The organism is Streptomyces sp. ISL-12, assembly GCF_018614415.1.
Taxonomy (GTDB): domain Bacteria; phylum Actinomycetota; class Actinomycetes; order Streptomycetales; family Streptomycetaceae; genus Streptomyces.
Window position 1 is genome coordinate 1 of sequence record NZ_JAGGOO010000020.1, and the last position, 19921, is coordinate 19921.

General features: G+C 70.7%; 26 protein-coding genes. 18 read left to right on the forward strand and 8 right to left on the reverse strand.

Annotated elements, in window-relative coordinates; genetic code table 11:
- Positions 1-195 precede the first annotated feature (195 nt).
- The 12 genes from J7I94_RS05690 (at position 196) to J7I94_RS05745 (ending at position 9773) form a co-directional block, all read left to right on the forward strand.
- Complete coding sequence (locus J7I94_RS05690) at positions 196-1098, forward strand: ATP-binding cassette domain-containing protein (RefSeq protein WP_308114502.1); 903 nt, start codon at positions 196-198, stop codon at positions 1096-1098.
- The gene (locus J7I94_RS05695) at positions 1091-1843 is read left to right on the forward strand and encodes an ABC transporter permease subunit (RefSeq protein ID WP_215165610.1); all 753 of its coding nucleotides are present in this window, start codon (positions 1091-1093) and stop codon (positions 1841-1843) included. Before J7I94_RS05690 ends, J7I94_RS05695 begins: the two co-directional genes overlap by 8 nt.
- Positions 1844-1959: 116 nt before the next feature.
- Positions 1960-2088 carry an aborycin family tricyclic lasso peptide gene (locus J7I94_RS05700; protein WP_215165612.1) on the forward strand — a complete coding sequence of 43 codons (129 nt, stop codon included), beginning with the start codon at positions 1960-1962 and terminating at the stop codon, positions 2086-2088.
- A 56-nt stretch (positions 2089-2144) separates the two neighbouring features.
- Positions 2145-3962: a lasso peptide isopeptide bond-forming cyclase gene (locus tag J7I94_RS05705; protein WP_215165614.1), complete on the forward strand. Its 1818-nt coding sequence runs from the start codon at positions 2145-2147 to the stop codon at positions 3960-3962.
- On the forward strand, positions 3959-4222 hold the full coding sequence (locus J7I94_RS05710) for a lasso peptide biosynthesis PqqD family chaperone (RefSeq protein WP_215165615.1): 264 nt from the start codon (positions 3959-3961) through the stop codon (positions 4220-4222). Before J7I94_RS05705 ends, J7I94_RS05710 begins: the two co-directional genes overlap by 4 nt.
- Positions 4219-4650 (forward strand): lasso peptide biosynthesis B2 protein, encoded by a 432-nt coding sequence (locus J7I94_RS05715; protein WP_215165616.1) that lies wholly within the window; start codon positions 4219-4221, stop codon positions 4648-4650. The genes J7I94_RS05710 and J7I94_RS05715 overlap by 4 nt, the downstream gene beginning before the upstream one ends.
- On the forward strand, positions 4647-5612 hold the full coding sequence (locus J7I94_RS05720) for an ATP-binding cassette domain-containing protein (protein WP_215165617.1): 966 nt from the start codon (positions 4647-4649) through the stop codon (positions 5610-5612). Before J7I94_RS05715 ends, J7I94_RS05720 begins: the two co-directional genes overlap by 4 nt.
- A complete protein-coding gene (locus J7I94_RS05725; RefSeq protein WP_215165618.1) occupies positions 5609-6484 on the forward strand; it encodes an ABC transporter permease in 876 nt (291 codons plus the stop codon). Before J7I94_RS05720 ends, J7I94_RS05725 begins: the two co-directional genes overlap by 4 nt.
- Before the next feature lie 20 nt (positions 6485-6504).
- Positions 6505-6978: a MauE/DoxX family redox-associated membrane protein gene (locus J7I94_RS05730; RefSeq protein WP_215165619.1), complete on the forward strand. Its 474-nt coding sequence runs from the start codon at positions 6505-6507 to the stop codon at positions 6976-6978.
- A 2-nt stretch (positions 6979-6980) separates the two neighbouring features.
- The gene (locus J7I94_RS05735) at positions 6981-7712 is read left to right on the forward strand and encodes a thioredoxin domain-containing protein (RefSeq protein WP_215165620.1); all 732 of its coding nucleotides are present in this window, start codon (positions 6981-6983) and stop codon (positions 7710-7712) included.
- Positions 7709-9049 (forward strand): lasso peptide C-terminal Trp epimerase, encoded by a 1341-nt coding sequence (gene mslH, locus J7I94_RS05740; protein WP_215165621.1) that lies wholly within the window; start codon positions 7709-7711, stop codon positions 9047-9049. Before J7I94_RS05735 ends, mslH begins: the two co-directional genes overlap by 4 nt.
- A gap of 52 nt (positions 9050-9101) precedes the next feature.
- Positions 9102-9773: a response regulator transcription factor gene (locus J7I94_RS05745; protein WP_215165622.1), complete on the forward strand. Its 672-nt coding sequence runs from the start codon at positions 9102-9104 to the stop codon at positions 9771-9773.
- Positions 9774-9833: 60 nt separating this feature from the next.
- On the opposite strand, the gene J7I94_RS05750 is transcribed toward J7I94_RS05745, so the two are convergent.
- The gene (locus tag J7I94_RS05750) at positions 9834-10445 is read right to left on the reverse strand and encodes a TetR/AcrR family transcriptional regulator (RefSeq protein WP_215165623.1); all 612 of its coding nucleotides are present in this window, start codon (positions 10443-10445) and stop codon (positions 9834-9836) included.
- A 154-nt stretch (positions 10446-10599) separates the two neighbouring features.
- Between J7I94_RS05750 and J7I94_RS05755 the strand changes: the two genes are divergently transcribed.
- Positions 10600-11073, forward strand: coding sequence for a nuclear transport factor 2 family protein (locus J7I94_RS05755; RefSeq protein WP_215165624.1), 474 nt, complete (start codon positions 10600-10602; stop codon positions 11071-11073).
- A 51-nt stretch (positions 11074-11124) separates the two neighbouring features.
- Here J7I94_RS05755 and J7I94_RS05760 read toward each other — a convergent pair whose 3' ends face one another.
- The 3 genes from J7I94_RS05760 to J7I94_RS05770 all read right to left on the reverse strand — a co-directional run bounded on the left by J7I94_RS05760 (position 11125) and on the right by J7I94_RS05770 (position 13253).
- Positions 11125-11871, reverse strand: coding sequence for an SDR family NAD(P)-dependent oxidoreductase (locus tag J7I94_RS05760; RefSeq protein ID WP_215165625.1), 747 nt, complete (start codon positions 11869-11871; stop codon positions 11125-11127).
- 332 nt (positions 11872-12203) lie between these two features.
- Positions 12204-12395, reverse strand: coding sequence for a hypothetical protein (locus J7I94_RS05765; RefSeq protein ID WP_215165626.1), 192 nt, complete (start codon positions 12393-12395; stop codon positions 12204-12206).
- Between the two features lie 9 nt (positions 12396-12404).
- Entirely contained in the window at positions 12405-13253 is an 849-nt protein-coding gene (locus tag J7I94_RS05770) for a helix-turn-helix transcriptional regulator (RefSeq protein ID WP_215165729.1), read from the reverse strand.
- A 251-nt stretch (positions 13254-13504) separates the two neighbouring features.
- Here J7I94_RS05770 and J7I94_RS05775 point away from each other — a divergent pair, with 251 nt between their 5' ends.
- Positions 13505-13924, forward strand: coding sequence for an ATP-binding protein (locus J7I94_RS05775; protein ID WP_215165628.1), 420 nt, complete (start codon positions 13505-13507; stop codon positions 13922-13924).
- 399 nt (positions 13925-14323) lie between these two features.
- On the opposite strand, the gene J7I94_RS05780 is transcribed toward J7I94_RS05775, so the two are convergent.
- The 3 genes from J7I94_RS05780 to J7I94_RS05790 are packed head-to-tail and all read right to left on the reverse strand — an operon-like array spanning position 14324 to position 15757.
- Positions 14324-15043, reverse strand: a complete 720-nt coding sequence (locus tag J7I94_RS05780) for a hypothetical protein (RefSeq protein WP_251074711.1) — start codon at positions 15041-15043, stop codon at positions 14324-14326.
- A gap of 37 nt (positions 15044-15080) precedes the next feature.
- Entirely contained in the window at positions 15081-15497 is a 417-nt protein-coding gene (locus tag J7I94_RS05785; RefSeq protein ID WP_215165629.1) for a PIN domain-containing protein, read from the reverse strand.
- A complete protein-coding gene (locus J7I94_RS05790; protein ID WP_215165630.1) occupies positions 15494-15757 on the reverse strand; it encodes a CopG family transcriptional regulator in 264 nt (87 codons plus the stop codon). Before J7I94_RS05790 ends, J7I94_RS05785 begins: the two co-directional genes overlap by 4 nt.
- Before the next feature lie 85 nt (positions 15758-15842).
- Between J7I94_RS05790 and J7I94_RS38135 the strand changes: the two genes are divergently transcribed.
- Together J7I94_RS38135 and J7I94_RS05800 are read left to right on the forward strand one after the other, a co-directional pair.
- On the forward strand, positions 15843-16283 hold the full coding sequence (locus tag J7I94_RS38135; protein WP_251074712.1) for a hypothetical protein: 441 nt from the start codon (positions 15843-15845) through the stop codon (positions 16281-16283).
- A gap of 181 nt (positions 16284-16464) precedes the next feature.
- Complete coding sequence (locus J7I94_RS05800) at positions 16465-17397, forward strand: aminoglycoside phosphotransferase family protein (protein WP_215165631.1); 933 nt, start codon at positions 16465-16467, stop codon at positions 17395-17397.
- Positions 17398-17426: 29 nt separating this feature from the next.
- On the opposite strand, the gene J7I94_RS05805 is transcribed toward J7I94_RS05800, so the two are convergent.
- Positions 17427-18740 carry a hypothetical protein gene (locus J7I94_RS05805; protein ID WP_215165633.1) on the reverse strand — a complete coding sequence of 438 codons (1314 nt, stop codon included), beginning with the start codon at positions 18738-18740 and terminating at the stop codon, positions 17427-17429.
- Between the two features lie 342 nt (positions 18741-19082).
- Here J7I94_RS05805 and J7I94_RS05810 point away from each other — a divergent pair, with 342 nt between their 5' ends.
- The gene (locus tag J7I94_RS05810) at positions 19083-19631 is read left to right on the forward strand and encodes a bifunctional DNA primase/polymerase (protein ID WP_215165730.1); all 549 of its coding nucleotides are present in this window, start codon (positions 19083-19085) and stop codon (positions 19629-19631) included.
- The gene (locus J7I94_RS05815; protein WP_215165635.1) at positions 19624-19920 is read left to right on the forward strand and encodes a hypothetical protein; all 297 of its coding nucleotides are present in this window, start codon (positions 19624-19626) and stop codon (positions 19918-19920) included. The genes J7I94_RS05810 and J7I94_RS05815 overlap by 8 nt, the downstream gene beginning before the upstream one ends.
- The last annotated feature ends 1 nt before the right edge of the window (position 19921 follow it).

Sequence of the window (19921 nt, forward strand, 5' to 3'; positions counted from 1 at the left end):
CCCGTACCGGCGCCCCTGCCGCCCCGACCCGACCCCCGCCCCCGATCCCCGATCCCCGGCACCGCCCCGCCGAGCCGGACTCGTTCGCGAGCATCCGGACTCATCCGCGAGTATGACGCCGGCCCCGGAAGGCCGGACGGCGATCCCGCCCCGGGACCGATGCGGCCGGCGGGGACGCCCGGCGAGACTCGGCGTGTGATTGACGTCCAGAACCTGACCAAGCGGTACGGGCAGCGCACCGTCGTGGAGGACCTCACCTTCACGGTGCGGTCCGGGGCCGTCACCGGATTCCTCGGCCCCAACGGGGCGGGGAAGTCCACGACGATGCGGATGATGTTCGGCCTCACCCGGCCGGACACGGGCTCCGTCCGCATCGGCGGCCACGCCTACCCCGAACTGCGCTATCCCGCCCGGCACGTCGGCGCCCTGCTGGAGACGTCGGCCCCGCACCGCGGCCTGACCGCCGCCGCCCACCTGCGCTGGCTGGCGCAGAGCAACCGGATCGCCCGGCAGCGGGTCGGCGAGGTCCTGGAGACGGTCGGGCTGACCGGGGCCGCCCACCGGCGGATCGGCACGTTCTCCCTCGGCATGGCCCAGCGGCTCGGCCTGGCCGCGGCCCTGCTCGGCGACCCGCCCGTCCTGGTGCTCGACGAGCCGGTCAACGGCCTCGACACCGAGGGCATCCGGTGGTTGCGCGAACTGCTGCGCCACATGGCGGCCGAAGGCCGGACCGTCCTCGTCTCCAGCCACCTGATGACCGAGATGTCCATGGTCGCGGACGACCTGGTCATCATCAACCGCGGCCGGCTCCTCGCCCAGACCGGCATGGCGGACTTCCTCCAGCGCCACGGACGGACGTACGTGCGCGTGCGGACACCGGAACCCCTGCGGCTCAACACGGAACTGGAACGCAAGGGAGCCACGCTGCGGCGCGCCCGCGACGGCAGCGTGGAGGTCGAGGGCCTGCCGGCGGCCGAGATCAGCCGGCTGGCCGCGGCGAGCGGGCTCCCGCTCGACGAACTCAGCACCCACACGGGATCCCTGGAGGACACGTTCCTCGAACTCATCGGCGACGCGGGAGGCACCACCCATGTCTGAGACCACCGCCGCCCTCCGGGCCGAGTTCACCAAGCTGCGGGGCGTCCGCGGCACGTTCACCGCGCTGCTGCTGTTCGCCCCATTCAGCGTCCTCATCGCCGCGCTGGGCGGCTGGTCCGCGAAGGGCGCGATCGAGTCCGACAGCCCGGGGCTCCGCTCCGACTTCACCCCCGAACAGGCCGGCCTGGACGGCATCCAGTACGGCCAGCTCGCCCTGATCGTGTTCGGAGTGCTCATCGTCGCCGGCGAGTACACCTCCGGCATGATGCGGGTCTCGCTGCTCGCCGTGCCCCGCCGCGGCCGGCTCTACGCCGCGAAGATGACGGCCACCGCCGTCGCCGCCGTGGCCGTGGCCATCCCCGTCACCGTCGTCAGCTACCTGGTCACGCAGGCCGCCCTCGGCTCCCACGGCGCCTCGATCGACGCCGGCGGCGTGCCCCGCGCCCTGGCCGGAGCGGTGGTCTACCTGACGCTGATGAGCCTGTTCGCGGCGGGCGTCGCGGCGACCGCCCGCAGTGCCGTCATCCCGCTGGCCGTCCTGCTCCCGATGGTGCTCGCCGGCTCCCAGATCCTGTCCGTCATCGGAGCGACGAAGGAGGTGGCGCGGTACTTCCCCGACCGCGCCGGCGCCCAGCTGCTCACCGTCGACTCGTCCGAGGCGTACACCGGAGCACTGGTGCTGCTCGCGTGGACCGTGGCGGCGCTCGTCCTCGGCTACCTCCGGCACCGGCGGTGGGACGCATGACGGGACGTCACTGAGGCGCCTGCCCCACGACCGTGGGACATGGCGGTCCGTAGGTTCCCAGGCAGATCACGGGCCGAACAGGTCGGCCCGAGCGATCCGACCCACTGGGAGGAACCATGTCCGCCATCTACGAGCCCCCCACCCTGATGGAGATCGGCGACTTCGACGAGCTCACCAAGTGCCTCGGCGTCGGGAGCTGCCAGGACTTCGCCGGCTGCGGTTACGCCATCGTCTGCTTCTGGTGATCGCACCGGTGCCGGTGCGCTCACGCGCACCGGCACCGCCCGGGGAACGAGGCGACATGGAATTCGTAGTTCTTCCGGACTGCCCGGCCGGTGCCCGCCTCGCCGCGGACCTGCGGCCGGCCCACCGGATCGACCACGCGTCGGGGCGGCCCTGGATCGTGGGTGACTGGTCCCCGGACGAGGTCACGGTGGTCGAAGCCGGACCGCGGCGGCTGGTGCTGCTGGGCCACACCCGGCTGGACGAGGCGGCCACGACGGCCGCGCTCGGCAGGATGCGCTCGCTGCACGACGTCGACACGGTCGCGTCCCGGCTGCCGGGCCTCTTCCACCTGACGGCGTCGATGGACGGCAGGACCCGGGTCCAGGGCTCGGTCGCCGGCGTCCGACAGATCTTCACCGCCGAGGTGGGCGGGGTGACGGTCGCGGCGAGCGGCATGGCACCGCTGATCCGCCTCACCGGCGCCGACCTCGACGAAACGGTGCTGGCCGCCCGCCTGCTGGCGCCCGGCGGAGCGCCCTGGCCGCTCTCCCTGCGCCCCGTCACCCGGGGCGTGGACCCGCTCGGCACCGGACACTGGCTGGAGCTCGACGCCGACGGCCGCTCGCGGCAGATACGTTGGTGGGAACTCCCCGAGGCGTCCCGCACGCTCGAACAGGGCGCGGAGGCCGTGCGCTCGGCGCTGTCCGAGGCGCTCGCCGCCCGGGTGCGTCCGGGCAGGACGATCAGCGCCGACCTGTCCGGCGGTCTCGACTCGACCTCCCTGTGCTTCCTCGCCGACGCGGCCGGCGCCGACCTGGTCACCTACCACGTCATGCCCCTCGACGGGGCCAACGAGGACAGCCTGTGGGCACAGAAGGCCGCCGCGCTGCTGCCGGGGGCCCGCCACCACACGCTCTCCTCGCACCGCGCCGAGAACCTGCTCGACGTCGGCTACACCGCCGAGTACGCCCGCACCGCCCCGGAAGGGCCCTCGACCTGGGCGTCCGGGCTCGCGCACGTCAAGGACCTGGCCGCACGGGCCACGGCGGAGGGCGCGTCGCTGCACCTGACCGGCTTCGGCGGGGACGAACTGTTCGGCCGGATGCCGGCCTGCGCCTGGTCCCTGGCCCGCGCCCACCCGGTCAGCGGCCTGAAGCTGGTCAACCGCTACCGCCTGGCCAACCGCTGGTCCTGGGGCGCGACCGTACGCGCCCTCACCGACCGGTCGACGTTCGCCCAGAACCTCACCGCCGTCGCCGCCCGGATCAGCGCCCCGCCCCCGCCCATCGACGAACCCGACTTCGGCTGGGTGTTCGCGCCCCGCATGCCCGCCTGGGCGACGCCCGACGCCGTGGCGGCCGTCCGCGAGCTGCTCACCACGGCCGCCGCCGAGACACCCGGCCCCCTGGACGCCGACCGGGCCCGGCACCAGGCGCTCGCCTCGATCGTCTTCGAGGGCAAGACGGTCCGCCAGGTCAACACGGTCGTGGCGGGCACCGGCATCGTCTGGGACGCGCCCTTCCTCGACGACCGCGTGCTGGAGGCGGCCCTGTCCACCCAGGTCGACCAGCGCCTGGCGAGCGGACGGTTCAAGCCGCTGCTGACCACCGCCGTACGGGGCGTCGTGCCCGCCGACATCCTGGGCCGCCGCGACAAGGGCGAGTTCAGCGCCGAGGCGTTCCGCGGCATCGAACGCAACCGCGCCCGGCTCCTGGAGCTGTGCGAGGACTCGCACCTCGCCCGGCTCGGCCTCATCGACCCGGCCGCCTTCCGGTCCGCGGTCCTCAACCCCGGCCCGATGTCCCACCACCTCCAGCCGATCGAGACCACCGTCGCGTGCGAGAGCTGGCTCCGGACCCACCCCCACCCCCTGGACAAGGGAGAACGCCGATGAAACTCAGCCTTGCCCGCGACGTCACCCTCACCTCCGTCGACTCCGGGGCCGTCCTGCTCGACGGCCGCCGGGGCCGCTACTTCCAGCTGAACGAGTCCGGCTCGACCATCCTGCGCCGGCTGCTCGACGGGCAGACCCCCGACGCGGCCGCCGCGAGCCTGTCCGCCTCCGCCCCGGTCAGCGAGGACCAGGCACGGCAGGACGTACGGGCCCTCGTCGACGCGCTCAGCGCGGCCCACCTCGTGGAGGTCGCGCAGTGACCACCCCCGCCGTCGCCGAACAGGCCCCCCGGCTCCCGCTGCGCCGGCAGCTCGCGCCCAGATGCGCGGCCGGGGCGGCACGCCTGCTGGTCCGCCTGCCCCCCGCCCGGCTGCAACGGGTGCTGCGCGTCGTCAGCAGGGGCACCCGGCCCGCCACGTACAGCGAGGCGGCCCGGGCGCGGCGGGCCGTCGTCTCGGTCAGCACGCGCTGCGCCGGTCTGGGCTGCCTCCAGCGTTCCGTGGCCACCCTCCTGCTGTGCCGGTCCCGGGGCAAGTGGGCCGACTGGTGCACCGGGTTCCGCACCCAGCCGTTCGGCGCGCACGCCTGGGTCGAGGTCGACGGCCGGCCGGTGGACGAGCCGGGCGAGCTGAGCGTGTTCCGGACCGTACTGGCGGTGCGCTGCCCGGACGGAAGGAGCCGCTCATGACGGCGATCCTGGCCGAGGGCCTCTACGCCTACTACGGCACCACACCGGCCGTGAACGGCCTGGACCTGACGGTCGCCGACGGCGCGACGTACGGCTTCCTGGGACCGAACGGCGCCGGCAAGACGACCACCATCAGCATGCTGACCACCCTGCTCAAGCCCACCGCGGGCCGTGCGGAGGTGGCCGGCTTCGACGTGGCGGCCCGGCCCGCGGAGGTCCGCCGCCGGATCGGCATCGTCTTCCAGGAGTCGACGCTCGACATGGACCTCACCGCGGTCGAGAACCTCCGCTTCCAGGCCGACCTGTGCGGGCTCACCCGCCGTGCGGCACGGGCCGCGATCTCCGGGATGCTCGACATGATGGAGCTGACCGAGCGCGGCGACACCCCCGTACGGCAGTTCTCCACCGGCCTGCGCCGCCGCCTGGAGATCGCCCGCGGACTGCTCGGCAACCCCCGCGTCCTCTTCCTCGACGAGCCGACGACCGGCCTCGACGCGCAGACCCGCGCGGCCGTCTGGGAGCACCTGAACCGGCTGCGGCGGGAAGAGGGCATCACGGTCTTCTTCACGACGCACCAACTGGAAGAGGCCGAGCACTGCGACCGGATCGCGATCTTCGACCGGGGCAAGGTGATCACCGAGGGGTCGCCCGCGGAGCTGAAGTCCATCATCGGGGCCGACCGCGTCGTCCTGCGCACCGAGGACGACGCACGCGCCGCGGGCGCGCTGTCCGAGCGCTTCGGCCTGGTCGCCGAACCCACCCCCGACGGTCTGCGCCTGCGGGTCTCGGACGGCGCCACCCTGGTGCCGCGGCTCTGCACCGACCTGGGCCTGGCCGTGCGCTCGGTGACCGTCACCTCGCCGACGCTGGACGACGTCTTCCTGCACCACACCGGTACCACGATCAGAGAGAGCGGATCGGGCGCCGGCACGCTCAGCAACATCGGGGAGGGACTGCGATGAGCCGGCTCGACACCGCCCTGGAGGCTCCCCCCGGCAAGGCGGCCCCGCCCGGCCCGCCGCCCGCCGGGCCGCCCAGGAACACCCTCAGGCCGTACACGCTGCTGTGGCGGCGGGAGATGACCCGGCTGCGGCACAACCCGGTACGCCTCGCCATGGGCCTGGTGACCCCGCTGCTGTTCCTCGTCGTCCTGGGCACCGGCCTCGACGCGGCCTCCTCCAGCCTCGGCAAGGCGCAGCTGAACGACTACCGGGCCTACCTGTTCCCCGGCACGCTCGTCATGTCCGTGCAGGCTCCGGCGATCGCGGTCGGCATCTCGCTCGTGTGGGACCGCCGGCTCGGCGTGCTCCGCCAGATGCTCGTCTCGCCGTTCCCGCGCTCCAGCATCGTGCTCGGTCTCGCCCTCGGCGGAGCCACCACGGGCGCGGTCTACGGCCTCATGCTCCTGTCGGTCGGCGGCATCGCGAGCATCCGGTACACGCCGATGCTGCTGGTCGTCCTGCTGGAGGTCCTGCTCATCTCCCTGATGTTCACCGCGCTCGGCCTGCTCGCGGCGGTCACGATCCGGCAGGTCGACACGTTCCAGATCGTGGTGAACCTGAGCATGATGCCGCTGATGTTCTTCTCCGGCGCGATGTTCCCGCCCAACGGGCTGCCGGGCTGGCTCGACACCGTGGTCAAGCTGAATCCCCTCACCTACGGCGTCGACGCGGTCCGCCGGACCCTGCCGGGGCCCGACGTCCTCACCTCCGAGCAGACCCGGCTGCTGCTCGGGGACTGGCACCCGCCGGTCGTCGCCGAACTGGGGCTGCTGGCCGCCATCACCGCCGCGGCACTCGGCCTCGCGACCTACCGGTTCTCCCGTACGCAGTGAGCCGAGGAGGAGTTCACACCGTGCACGTCACGAAGGCATGGGCGGGCACCGCGGCCCGGCTGCTGCTGGCGGCCGTGCTGGGCTACGCGGGCTGGGTGAAGATCCGGGACCTCACGGAGGCCGGCCGCACGGTCGCCCTCTACCGGATCGTGCCCGAGGACTCCGCCCAACTCGTCGGAGGCGTCCTGCCGTTCATCGAGGTGGCGCTCGCACTGCTGCTGATCGCCGGGCTGGCCACCCGCGCCGTGGCCGCCGCCACCGCCGTACTGATGGTGACGTACATCGCCGCCATCGCCTCCGTGTGGGCACGCGGGCTGTCCATCGACTGCGGCTGCTTCAGCAGCGGAGGGACCGTGACGAGCGGGGCCGAGCGCGGCTATGTCATCGACATCGCGCGTGACGTGGTCTTCCTCGCCGCGGCCGTCCTCCTCGTCCGCCATCCGCGGACCCGGTACGCGCTGGACCGCTGGGTCCTGGACACGAAGGAGCGATAGGCATGCACGCAACGGACGACATGGTGCGCGAGATGGTCCACAAGCGGCAACGCCGGCGGCGCGCCCTGGTGGTCTCGCTCGTGGCCGTGGTCGTGGTGGTCGGCGCCGCGCTGGTCGGCGCCGGCCTCGTCCGGGCCACCAACACCGCCCCCGACAAGGCGCCGAGCCGGGTCCCCGCCGACGTCACCGACGACAAGGCGGGACTGGCCGCCTCCACCGGCGACGTACGGATCGACCTCTACCTCGACTACCTCTGCCCGGAGTGCCGCAACACGGAACGGACCCTCGCCCCCGAACTGGAGACCCTCGAGAAGAGCGGCGACGTCAGCGTCGTCTACCACCCGGTCACCTTCCTCGACGACCGCAGCAGCCCCGAGGGCTACTCGACCCGCGCCGCCTCCGCCGCGGCCTGCGCGGCGGACCAGGGCAGGTTCGAGCAGTACTCCGCGGTGCTGTTCGACCAGCAGCCCCCGGAGGGAGGCCCCGGCCTCAGCGCGGCCCAGCTGATCGCCGCGGGCCGCGACGCGGGCATCACCGGAGACTCCTTCGAGTCCTTCGAGACCTGCGTCCAGGACAGGACGTACGCCCCCTGGGCGACGTACGTCTCCGACGTCGCCGCCTCCCGCAAGGTCGCGCTGACCCCGACCGTGACGGTGGACGGCGAACGCGTCGAGGTCACCGGACCGGACGCGGCCGACTCGCTCCGGCGCGCCGTCTCGGAGGCCCGCGGATGACCCGGCTGACCGTGGCCCTCTCCGGCGACTGCATGGCGACCCGGGGAGCGCTGATCACGTCCGACCCCGCCGCGCTCGAACTCCACGAGGTGCTGCGCGCCGCGGACTTCAGCCTCACCAACCTGGAGGTCGTCCCCGACGCCGGACGGGGTCACCCGGTACACAACGCGGCGAGCGGCGGCTGCCTCATCGCGGACCCCGGAGTGCTCGACGAGATCACGGCGGCGGGCTTCACGGTCCTCGGCTGCGCCAACAACCACGCGCTGGACCTCGGCGTCGAGGGCGTACTGGGCACCGTCGACCTGCTGAACACCCGGCGCGTCCCGTTCGCCGGCATCGGCGCCGACCTCACCGCCGCCCGGCGACCGGTCTACGTCGACCGGCCCGGCGGCAGCCTGGCCCTGATCTCGTGCAGCGCGACGTTCCTGCCCGGACAGGAGGCGGCCGCCCCGTCACCGGACCTGCCGGGCAGGCCCGGACTCAACCCCCTGAGGCACAGCGCGACCCTGCGGGTGACGCCCGCGCAGCTGGACGCGCTCCGGGAGATCGACGGCGAGACGGGACTGCGGGCCCGCCGGGCCGAGGCGCGCACACTGCTCGGCTTCGACCCCGCCATGCCCGCGCCGGACCGGCTCACCCTGTTCGGTACGCGCTTCCAGGCCGCGGACACCCCGGGCTTCACCACCACGTGCGACCCGAAGGACCTCGACGGGATCGCCCGCTGGGTGACCGAGGCCCGGCGCCGCGCCGACCTCGTCGTGGTCAGCGTCCACTCCCACGAACCCGGGCCGACCCCGGACACCCCCGGCGAGTTCCTCCGCGACTTCGCCCACCGGATGATCGACGAGGGCGCCGACGTCGTCGTAGGCCACGGCCCCCACCTCCTGCGCGGCGTCGAGCTGTACCGCGGCAAACCCGTCTTCTACAGCCTGGGCAACATCGTCAGCCAGATCGAACTAGCCGACCGCGTCCCCGCCGAGGACTACGCGAAACTCGCCCCGGGCGACCAGCGCACCCCCGGCCGCTACTTCGACGAACTCAGCGCCCACGGCCGCCGGTTCTTCGCCCCGCACCGCCAGTACTGGCAGTCACTCGTCCCGGTGCTCACCTTCGACGACGGCATCCTCGTCCACGCCCGCCTCCACCCCGTCGACCTGGGCTTCGGCGAGCCGGTCCACCGCCGAGGCCGCCCGCGGGCGGCGGACCCGGCCGAGGCCAAGGACATCCTCACCGGCTTCGCCCGCCTGGCCGAGCCGTACGGCGTCACGGTCACGACCGACGACACGGGAACGGGAGAACTGCTGCTCGCCCCCGCCGACCCCACTGACCCCCGCTAAACTCACCGCACTTGACGACCCGATGAGCAGCGTGCGAGGCGAGGAACACGGAATGGCTGAGGCGGTCCGGGTACTGATCGCGGACGACCAGGCACTGCTGCGCGGCAGCTTCCGCGTCCTCATCGACTCGACACCGGGCATGGAGGCGATCGGCGAGGCGGGCGACGGCGCGAGGGCGGTGGAACTCGCCCGCGAACTCAGGCCGGACGTCGTCCTGATGGACCTGCGCATGCCCGTCATGGACGGCATCGCCGCCACCCGGGAGATCTGCTCCGACGAGACGCTGACCGGCGTGCGGGTCCTGGCCCTCACGATGTTCGACATGGACGAGTACGTCTACCCGGCCCTGCAAGCGGGCGCGAGCGGCTTCATGCTCAAGGACGCCTCACCGTCCGACCTGGTCGCCGGCATCCGCGTCATCGCCACCGGCGAGGGCGTCCTGGCCCCCACGGTCACCCGCCGCGTCATCGCCGCCTTCTCCCACGACGAACCGCCCCGCCCGGCTCCCCGCCTCGTCGGCCTCACCAAGCGGGAACAGGAAGTGCTCGTACTGATCGCCAACGGCCTGTCCAACGCCGAGATCGCCCAGCACCTGGTGATCAGCCTCCCCACTGTGAAGACCCACGTGAGCAGCCTCCTCACCAAACTGTCCGCCCGCGACCGCGCCCAACTGGTCATCATCGCCTACGAGAGCGGCTTGGCGGAGCGGGGGATGCCGGGCTGACCGGGCGGTGACGACGGCGAAGAAGTCACCGGCTCCGACCGGCCGCCGACGCGCCGGAACTCAACCCGACCGCCGGGCAAGGGCCGCGAGCACGACCACCCGTGCCTCATCGACCGTGGCCACGAAGGCGTCCGGGTCCCGCCCGATCCGCTCGGCGCTCGCCCGCATGACGCCCGACAGCAGCTCCACCGTGAGCCGCACGTCGCCGACGTCGCGGAACTCCCCGCGCGCGATGCCGTCGCGCACGACGTCCTCCACCGCGGCCACGATGGCCTCGAACGGGTTGCCCGGCCCCTTCGGCACCTCGGCGACCAGCGGCCCCGAACCCGGCCGGAACATCAGCCGCAGGGCTTGGCCGGCGGAGGCTTCCAGCACGGCCTCGATGATCTCCCGCATCCGCTCCGCGGCCGGTTCCGCGGACCGCGCGGCGATCGCGGTCACGCGCTCGACCACGGGCCGGGCCCACCGGTGGGTCAGCGCGAGGACCAGCGCGCTCTTGTCGCGCGCGTAGTTGTAGAGCGTGTTGCGAGCGAGCCCGGCCCGAGCCGCGATATGGCCCATGGTGATCGCGTCGTAGTCACGCTCCAGCAGCAACTGCCGCAACGCCTCGCCGAGGTCGGCCCACACCATCTCGTGGTGCTCCTCGATGCTGGCTCCCCGGATCCGTGGCACCCGCTCTCCTTCCGTCCCGAAGCTTCGACGCCGCCATGCCGCTTGATTTTAACGACAGTGTGTCGTAAATTTCGCGACAGAGTGTCGTAATAAAACGCTGACGGAGTCGGCCCGAAAGTCCAAAAGCCCGAAGGCCCGAAGAAAAGAGCGCCGCATGAACCCGCCCACTGACCGCGACGAGCTAGTGGAACTGCTCAGCCGATACGCCGACATAGCCGACATGAAGGAGTACGACAAGCTCCCCGGCCTCGTCTTCACCGACCCGCTGACGCTCGACTTCTCCTCGGTCGCCGACATCCCGCCCATGACGACACCGCTGGCGCGGTACGTCGAGATCCTGCGCGGCTCCTTCGCGCCGTTCGCGGCGACCCACCACGCCATCACCGGCCACGTGATCACCGTCGACGGCGACACCGCGACGATCCACGCCCACGTCCGCGCCGAACACTGGGTCCCACGGGAACTCGCCGGCACCGGTCCCGACCGCTGGCTGGTGGTCGGCTTCTACGACAACGAGGCGGTCCGCACACCGGACGGCTGGCGCCTCAACCGGGTGAAACTCACCGCGACGCACCAGGAGAACACCCACCTGTCGAGCGCGGCCCTGGCCGCCCAGCAGGCCCACTGAGGACGAACGGCGGGGGCGGGCCCGAATCCCGCCCAGCGCCTCGCTTCGCTCTCAAGAGAGCGAGATGCTCATCCCCCCGTCGGCCATGACGACGGAGCCGACCAGGTGACTGGCGCGGTCGGAGGCAAGGAACGCGATCACTTCCGCGATCTCCTCCGGCTGCGCGGCCCGCCCGATGGGGGTGCCGCGTCCGTGTTCGGCGAGGTACTGCTGCCCGTCCGGCCGCGTGTCGTTGAGGATGTCGGTGACCACGTCACCGGAACCGACCGCGTTGACGCGCACCCCATGCTCAATGGCCTCCACGGCCGAGGCGCGGGTGAGCTGGGCCAACGCCCCCTTCGACGCGGCATAGGCGGCGATCGTCGGGAACACCTGGAAGGACGCGTACGAGGCGACGTTGACGATCGCGCCCGAGCCCTGTTCGGACATGACCCGTAAGGCGTCCCGAATGTGCAGGAAGGCGCCGACGGTGTTCACCGACAGGACGGACTCGAAATCCTCCCGGCTCATCTCGGCCACGGGCTTGTTGAGGATGATCCCGGCGTTGTTCACCAGCACGTCCAGCGACCCGAACTCGTCGCGGGCCAGCGCCACGGCACGCGCCGCACTGCCCTCCTCCGAGACATCGGCCACCAGCGGCACGATCCCTGGCCGCGCCAACTGCTCGACCTCGGGGTCACGGTCCTCGGCGACCACCTTGACACCCCGACCGTGCAGGAGAAGCGCGGTCGCCCGGCCCATCCCGCTCGCCGCTGCGGTGACGATCGCCGTCTTGCCGGCGAGATCGTTGTCGCCCATACAGGCTCCTTGATGGAACGAATGGCGTCTCCTTCCGGTGTTACCGATCGCAAGGAGGCCATTCCTCCGGTACGGACCGGCAGCTCTTCCCCTCCCGGCGAGGGCCGCGGACCACGTCCCAAAGCTCACCGCCCACGCACACCGGGACGGGCACCGACGCCTCGCCGCAGGCCCGCGTCCGGCTGCTGGCGGACCACCGCCACCTCCGGAACCGTCGGTCACGACCACGGGCAGGTCTATGGCCCCTTGCCGTGAACCGGGAGACGTCGGCGCGCGACTGGGACGGCACGGGCGTACGACAGGACCGTACTGGGCGCGGCGCGCGGCAGCTCCTACAGCAGGTGGTCGGCTTTGCCGGCCTTGATGTCGGTGATGAGAGTGCGCAGCGCTTCGAGGGAGTCGGTGAGGTAGTGCTCCTCTTGACCGTTGACGGCTATGTAGGCGTTGCCTTCGGTGTCGGTTCCGAGGCGGAAGCAGGAGCTTCCTTCGGCGCAGAAGGGCTCTTCCCAGGCGATGTCGGACACTGACGCTCCTCAGAGTTGGCGAACGAGTTCACGAATGAAGTCTCGGGACTGCTCTGGCGGCAGTGCCAGATTTTCCAACAGATCGAGTTGAGCCCGGTATTTCGCCAACTGCCCCTCGGCGTGGAGGAAGGTGGGACCGTGGGAGCTGTCTACCTGCACGGTATCGAGTGTCGGTACGCGGCCCTCCAGGTAGACGACGGTCTGCCCGGATCCCGGGAAGGAGCCGTGGCTGAAGGGAAGGACGAGCACGGTGACGTTGTCCCGCTCGGAGACCTCCAGCAAGTATTCCAACTGGGCACGGGCCACGTCGGTGCCACCGAACTGCATCCGCAGCGCCGCCTCGTGGATGACAGCTACGTAGGGGATCGCCGTGTCGCCGGTGATCACCTGCTGGCGCTCGGAACGCAGCGCGAGTCGTAGGGCAACCTCGTGCTCGGGCAGGGCAGGCACAGCGGCATGGAAGATGGCCAGAGCCTGTTCGGATGTCTGGAGCATGCCCGGCACGTGCACGGTGTTGGCGCCGCGGATGCGCACAGCGTTGCCTTCCAATTCTGCGATGTCGAGCAAGCCTTGGGGCAGGATGCCTCGATAGCGCTCCCACCAGCCTGTACTCGCCTGGGTCATCTCGACGAGCGCCTCGACGTACGCCTCGTCGGTCACATCGCAGTTACAGGCCAGGGTGCACAGGCGGTCAGCGCTGATTCCCCGGACACCCGACTCCATGTTGGAGATCTTGCCTCGGTCCACACCCAGCAGGCCCGCCGCGAACTCCGCAGACATGCCTGCCACGGTACGGATGCGCCGCAGCTCACTTCCCAGTCGCTTCTGGCGTTCCGTGGGAGTCGTTCTTGGGGGCATGAAGTTCCTCTCATCCGGCGGGCCGCTCGTCTGCATGCGGAGACCGCGTACCTCTCCGTGGTGAATCTTCCTGAGAGCGTGGAAAATTTACCACTCCCCGTTCTACTGTCAGTATCGCGCAAGTTACACACCGCGATGCCGGAAGCGCACCGCGCGAGCATGCCCATCCGCCCTGGGAGGGCTGTGCCCGCGTCCAGGGCGGCAGGCCACCGGCGACCACACAACCCCGCCACAGAGCCGAGGAGTTCGCCATGCCCGAGGTCCCTCCCGTTCCCGCCCACTGGCGCTTCCCCGCCCACCCCGCCTCCGTACGGCGAGCCCGGCACGCCGTCGCCGAAGCGCTCCCGCAGGTCCTCCGCCCCCATCTCGGCGACGACCTCAGCCTGTTGACCTCAGAGCTGGTCACCAACGCCATCCGGCACGGCGCGGTGAGCCGGGAGGACGAGGGCCTCGTCGAACTCGTCCTGTGGCCCGCCGACGGACACTACTGGCTAGCCGTCTCCGACCCGGGCAACGGCGAGCCGGCGGTGACCCACCCCGACACATACTCCGAAAGCGGCCGGGGCCTGTTCCTCGTCGACAACCTCGCAGCAGCCTGGACCATCCGCCCCCGCCCGGCACGCGGCACATCCGTGATCGCCGGCCTCTCCCTTCACCGCCGGGGCGGTTGACGAGACAAGGGGCTCGACCGGGCGTGCCGGGAACGGCAGGGAGCGGCAGGACCGGCAGGTCAAACGGTCCGATGCCCGGCACAGTGGTCGCGACTGGCGGCTCTGACACCGACGCGCGGGACGTGTGCCGCGGCGAAAGGCGGGCTACGGGCTTTCCAGTGCCGCCAGCACGAACGTCAACGGCAGCGTCGCGACAGCGAGGGCGATCCCCGCACCGGCCATCCCCGTACGTGTCGAACGCCCTGGCCGCCTCGGCCCACATCCCCATGAGCCGGACGGCCTGCGCCGCGGCCAGCGCAAACATGGCCACCGAGGCAGCCTGTCCGCCGACGGGGATCGCGTTGACGGCCTGGGCCGCGAGCAGATTGACCAGCCAGATGACGAGCAGGTCGCAGAACATCACCCGGAACGACTTGAGGAACTCGGCGAACTGGAATGCCAGCTGCGCCGCCCGCGCGTAGCAGGTCTGCAGGGACGTGAAGGACTCCTGGTTCTCGTCGAGCTTCTTGCCGAACTCGTCGAAGCAGACGAGGGCGGCGTTCGCCGCGTTGCCCTCCCATCTGGGCCCGAGGTTCTGACTGCCCTTGCACACTTGTTCCAGTCCCCGAACACCCAGTTGGTCACCTCGGCGAAGGGGGCGAAGCCGAAGAGCGGCTTGGACGCCTCCACCGCCATCGCCGACGGACTGCCCAGGTCCAGGGCGCTGCCCAGCGTCTTCTGCACCGGGTTCATGTTGTACTCGTCCACATGGCCCGAGCCGTACTTGACGAGCGGGTTGTCACTGTCGCCGCCCGGCGCTTTCAAGGCGTCCGTCACGTCGCCCGCGTCGGAGAAGTCCTGCGGGTCGCCCCCGGAGCCGCCGTCCGACACCTTCGAACCCGGATAGGTCGCGTCGAGTTCGGCAGTCTCGTTCCGGTCGGTCTCCCGGTAGTACCTGGCCGTGCCCGTCAGTTCCTTCCCGGAGGACTCCAGGACACTCTTGACCCTTTCCAGCACCTTCTTGGCCTCGCTCACATAGCTGTCGTGGTCACCCGCGACCAGGTCCCAGGCCTCTCCGTGCTCGGCGCGGAAGGGACAGAAAGCCTGGCAGGCACCCGTACGCATTTCCCGCTGGGGCACGCCGAAGGGGATCGGTACCGCGTGCGAGCGTCGATGCTCAGACCTTGATGACGGTGATGCGAGGGCCGCACAAGGCGGTCAGATCCTCGGGGTCTGAGGTGAGCACCGTCGTCGGACCGGGGGCGGCGAGGGCGGTGGCGCCGAGCATGGCGTCGATGGCGTACTTGTGGCCGTGCAGGCCGGCGCCGGCGAGGAGGGTGGCGGCGTGGCGGGCGATGGGCTCGGTGACCGGTTCGATGACGAGGCGGGAGAGGGTCCACTCTAGGGCCGGGCGGTTGATCCGGGGGTGGACCACTTCCACCAGGGTGGCCGCGGAAGTGATCACCCGCAGGTCGTCGGCGCGAGCGAGGGCGAGCCAGCCGGTGACGGCGCGGTCGCGAAGGACGGCCTTGGCCAGCCCTTCGCTGTCCAGGACCAGGGTGCCGCCGGGGGTAGCCGCGGAAGGGCGGGTCACGCGGCGTTCGCCCCGCCTTGCGTCTGCTGCTGTCGGGCCTGGTGGAGCTGGTCGCGCAGGGCCTGGATCTCTTCGTCGGTGATGGGCCCGTGCTCGGCCTCGGCGACGGCGATGAGCTCGTTGAGATTGTCCCGCTCGATCTGGCGCGCGACGGCGGCGGCGACGTAGGCAGACAGCCCCGAAGGGCCGCTGCGGGCCTTGGCGGCTTCGGCGATGTCGCGGGGCATGGTGATTGAGTACTTGCCGGTAGGGTCACTCATGCTATCCATCCTACCTTCAATCCTACCTGTGACGAGCGGGAGTGACACAGCGAACCAGTGCACCTTGTGATCTCCGGAAGACGCCATGGGCTTGCTCGCACTCCTCGACGAAGCGGTGACCGCTCTCAAGGCTCCTCTGGGCGAGGAGGACCGGGCACAGGGCCGGACCGATGATCTCCGAAGAGAAGTGCAGGAAGAGATCTCGATCAATCGCTCGATGCTCCGTCGCCACGGGACGGGCATGGTGCGGCACCTGCGTCCTCGCTTCGACGAGTGGATGGAACGCGAGGGCGTGCAGCCCGGAGGCGTCAGGGACCTGGTGGGCGACGTGCAGCGGTTGCTCGTGGAGGCTCGGGGCCATGGCGTGAGAACGCTGGCCGCCCCGGGTGTTCGTCGCCCACCGTCAGTCCACGACCAGCCCACGGCCCCCGACGTGCGGCTGCTCCGGGTGGCACACGCCTGCACATACGCGAAGACCCCGACCTCAGCGTTACCGCTGATGGCGGGGTCTTTGGGCACCTACTGAAAGGTGCCCCCGGCAGGATTCGAACCTGCGCACACGGCTCCGGAGGCCAGATGGGTTGACGGCACCCTCAGCCTCTGAGCTGCACCGGAGCCTCATCCCCTACCGTCGGCGCCAAGATCATTACGCCCCCATTACGCAGGTGCCCTGTCAGCCCCGGGTGGCGCCCCGTAAGGTCGGACCCATGATCTCGGGCAGCGACGGCGTACCGGAAGACGGCGACGAGACGGCCTTCACGGCGGAGGCTACGACCGCCATCCTCCAGGATGCCTGCCACGCCGCCGGCCTCGACCCGACAGGCGCCGAACTTCTCCGCCTCGGCTCGAACGCCGTGTACCGACTGTCCTCGGACCCGATCATCGTCCGCATTGCCCAGGACCGTACCGCCCTCCCCGAGATGCAACGCGCGGTCGGCGTTGCCCGCTGGCTGGAGACGTCGGACTTTCCGGCCAACCGAGTGCCGCGAGACGTCACCCAACCCACGACTGTCAGAGGGCGGATCGTCACCTTCTGGGAGAGCGTCCAGGAGCAGGTGGAGTACGCCACGCTGGGCGAAGTCGCCGACCTGCTGAGACGGCTGCACTGGCTGGAAGAGCCCGAACACCTCGGCCTGCCGTACTTCGACCCACACGCCAAGCTGGCCGCGTCCCTGACGGCCCTGGACGGCATCGCTGACCGGGACCGGGAGTTCCTGGAGGAGCGTGCGACCGAGGTGGGCAAGGCGTACGACCGCCTGGACTTCGTCCTCCCCTTCGGCCTGATCCACGGTGACGCGAACATCGGCAACGTCCTCCGCCACCGCGACGGACACGCCGTACTGATCGACCTGGACGGCTTCGCCCTGGCCCCGCGAGAGTGGGACCTCATCCTCACCGCGATGTACTACGACCGCTACGGCTGGCACTCAGAGGAGGAGTACCGAACCTTCGTCCACCACTACGGCTTCGACCTCATGAACTGGCCCGGCTACGAAACCCTCGCCGACTTCCGGGAACTGATGATGGTGGCGTGGGTCGGTCACCAGGCCGCGACGAGCGAGCGCTTCGCCGCCGAGTTCGAGAAGCGCATGCGGTCCCTGAGAACGGGCGAAGGACGCGACACATGGGGCGCCTTCTGAGCGCGCGGGCTGCGCGCCCGATGAACGACTCAGCGAGCGGCCGACCGACCGGCCTCCGCAGCCACCCATAGCCGATGCTCGCGAGCCTGCTCCGCGAAGACCCGAGAGGCCGCGTTGTCCCCGACGGCGAAGAGGTTCGAGCGGAACTCAGCCAGGTAGCTCACGCACCGCGCGGATTTCAGGTGCTCGCCGAGATCCAACGCGTCCAGGGCAACCCTGCACGCCTCCTCGATGTCGCCGGCACGGAGATGCGCGTCGGCCAGCACCATCGTGGCGAAGAAGTCACTCCGTACGTGGCTGCCGCTCATCGCGTTCTCCGCGTGGGCAACGGCCCGTCGGGCGCTGTTGACATCACGGAAGCAGTGCGCCGCCTCGGCCGCCAACTCCGCCTCATCGAAGTAGGTGATCCACTCTGGCTCCTCCTCGTCGTTCCGGCTTGCCAATGCACGCATGGCGGCCGTCAACGCAGCTTCACAGGCACGTACGTCTCCGGTACGAGCGAGCGCGCGGGCCTCCATCGCGTGGAACTGCGCCCGAAGGGTCGGGGTCGCCACCTGGGCGATGCCCATCAAGGCGGCGCGGGCGAGCGTGGCCGCTTCGGTGTACCGACCGAGGAACGTCGCCTGGTGGCTCATGGCAGAGAGGATGCTTCCGGCAAGCCGCCGGTCGTTGGCGTCCTGGGCGAGCCGGAGGGCCTGGAGGAAGTAGCGCTGCGCGAGACCGTGATGGCAGGCGTCGTACGACATCCAACCGGCCAGGAGAGTGGCCTCGGCGACGGTCGAGTACAGGGCCCGTCCGACGGCGTCGCTGTAGCTGCCGCGCAGGAGCGGAACGACATCGTTGCTGAGGTACTGGATCACGGACCGCCGAGCATGGTCCCCGCCGAACCGGTCATCGAGCTGGGCGAACATGTCGGCAGTGGTCTTCACCGCGGCCACGTCCCCCAGCCCCACGCGCAACGCCCCCGGGCGCCCGGACCGGGGAGCCGGCTCCGGGGCCACCAGCCACCGCAGGGAAGCCTCGTTCCACGCTGGTTCGGCGGCTTCCGACTGAATCAGGGGCTCATAACGGTTGAGGTCCGCGCTCCACAGCCGCTCCACCGTGCTGATAGCCGTGTCCGGACTGTCCGGGTAACCAGCGTCCAGGAGCGCAGCGTCTTCGGTGCCGCCACTGGTCAACCCGATCTCCTGGGCGGAGACGCCGTACACGTCGCCGATCAACGCCCCGTAGAACCCGTCCGGCGTGCTGTGCCCGTTCTCCCAGCTGGCGATACGCCGCTTGACGCTCTCGTCCGACGGCAACTGATGCCCGCGCTTTGTCGCTGCCTGACGTAGCTCACGCACGAGACGCGGCTGACTCCAGCCGCGTTCCGCTCGGAACTGTCGTAACCGCTCGTGGACGGGCTCGATGGGAGACGTGGCCCTTCCCTCCTCGTACCGTGCAAGGGGAGTGGTGCGAAGTCCTGTCTCATCCGAACTTACGCGTTCTGCGGCTCCCGTTGGCAGTGGTGAACACAAATCACCAGCGCCATCGGAGCTGACAGGGGATGACGCGACACGCGAATGACCGTCATCCCCCGTCACCTCTCGTCATCTGCCCAGGTGAGGGCCGTGCCCGGGAGTCTGTTGGCACTGCGGCAGAGGGGCCGTGGGCTAGCTGACCCGAGGTGAGATGACGTGCAGACGATGACCAGGAGAGGCATCGAATGGCTGTCGGCAGCAGCCAGTGACCCGGTGATGTGCCGAGCGCGGTGGGCGGATGACCCGCGTCAACCGGTCATGCTTCCCACCGGCCGCCTCTTCGACGTGGTGTCGGTCGAACAACGCCTCGGGATGGAGACCTTCGACCAACTCACCCGCCACGATCTGCCCCACGGACCGGTCATGATCGACCACAAGGCACGGAGGGTGGGTTTCTTCCTGACCTCCAACAGTTGGTACTGGTTCGCGTACTTCATCAGGCGCGAAGCCAAGAGGCCGGTCGACTACAGGTACCTGAGCGGCGACTCAGTGGTCGTGGTGCCCGGCCCGATGCCCCTGAGCGGCGACCGGTACGAGTGGCTCCGCGCCCCGATCAGGCGCCCGGAAGCGAACCCATGCCGCCCGATCGCCCTCGCGACCGTGCTGGGGGCCTCGGCCGAGCTGCTGGCCCGTGTCGACCGCTACGGGGAGAAGTTCGGTTCCCCGGCCGACGCGGTGGCCTCCTACCCGGAGGAGCCGGTTCCCGGTGCCTGACCCTTCCCACCACCTCGACGCCGCGCACTGGTCACCGCTGGACACGGACGATTGGTACGCGGCACGGAACGCGACCACGGCTCTGCGAGACGCTCTCGTTCGGGCAGGCTTGGAACGCGATTTCCCTTACTTGCGTGCCGACCTGAACGCCTTCGGCCACGGCCTGGTCGAGCTGGGCCGCGTCTCGCCGGCCACGGCGGAGCACCTGGCCGAGTTGCTGAGACTGGCCCTGGCAAGCGCGGCCGTGTCGCACCCGTCCACTGAAGCCGACCACGAACCGGGGGAGTGAC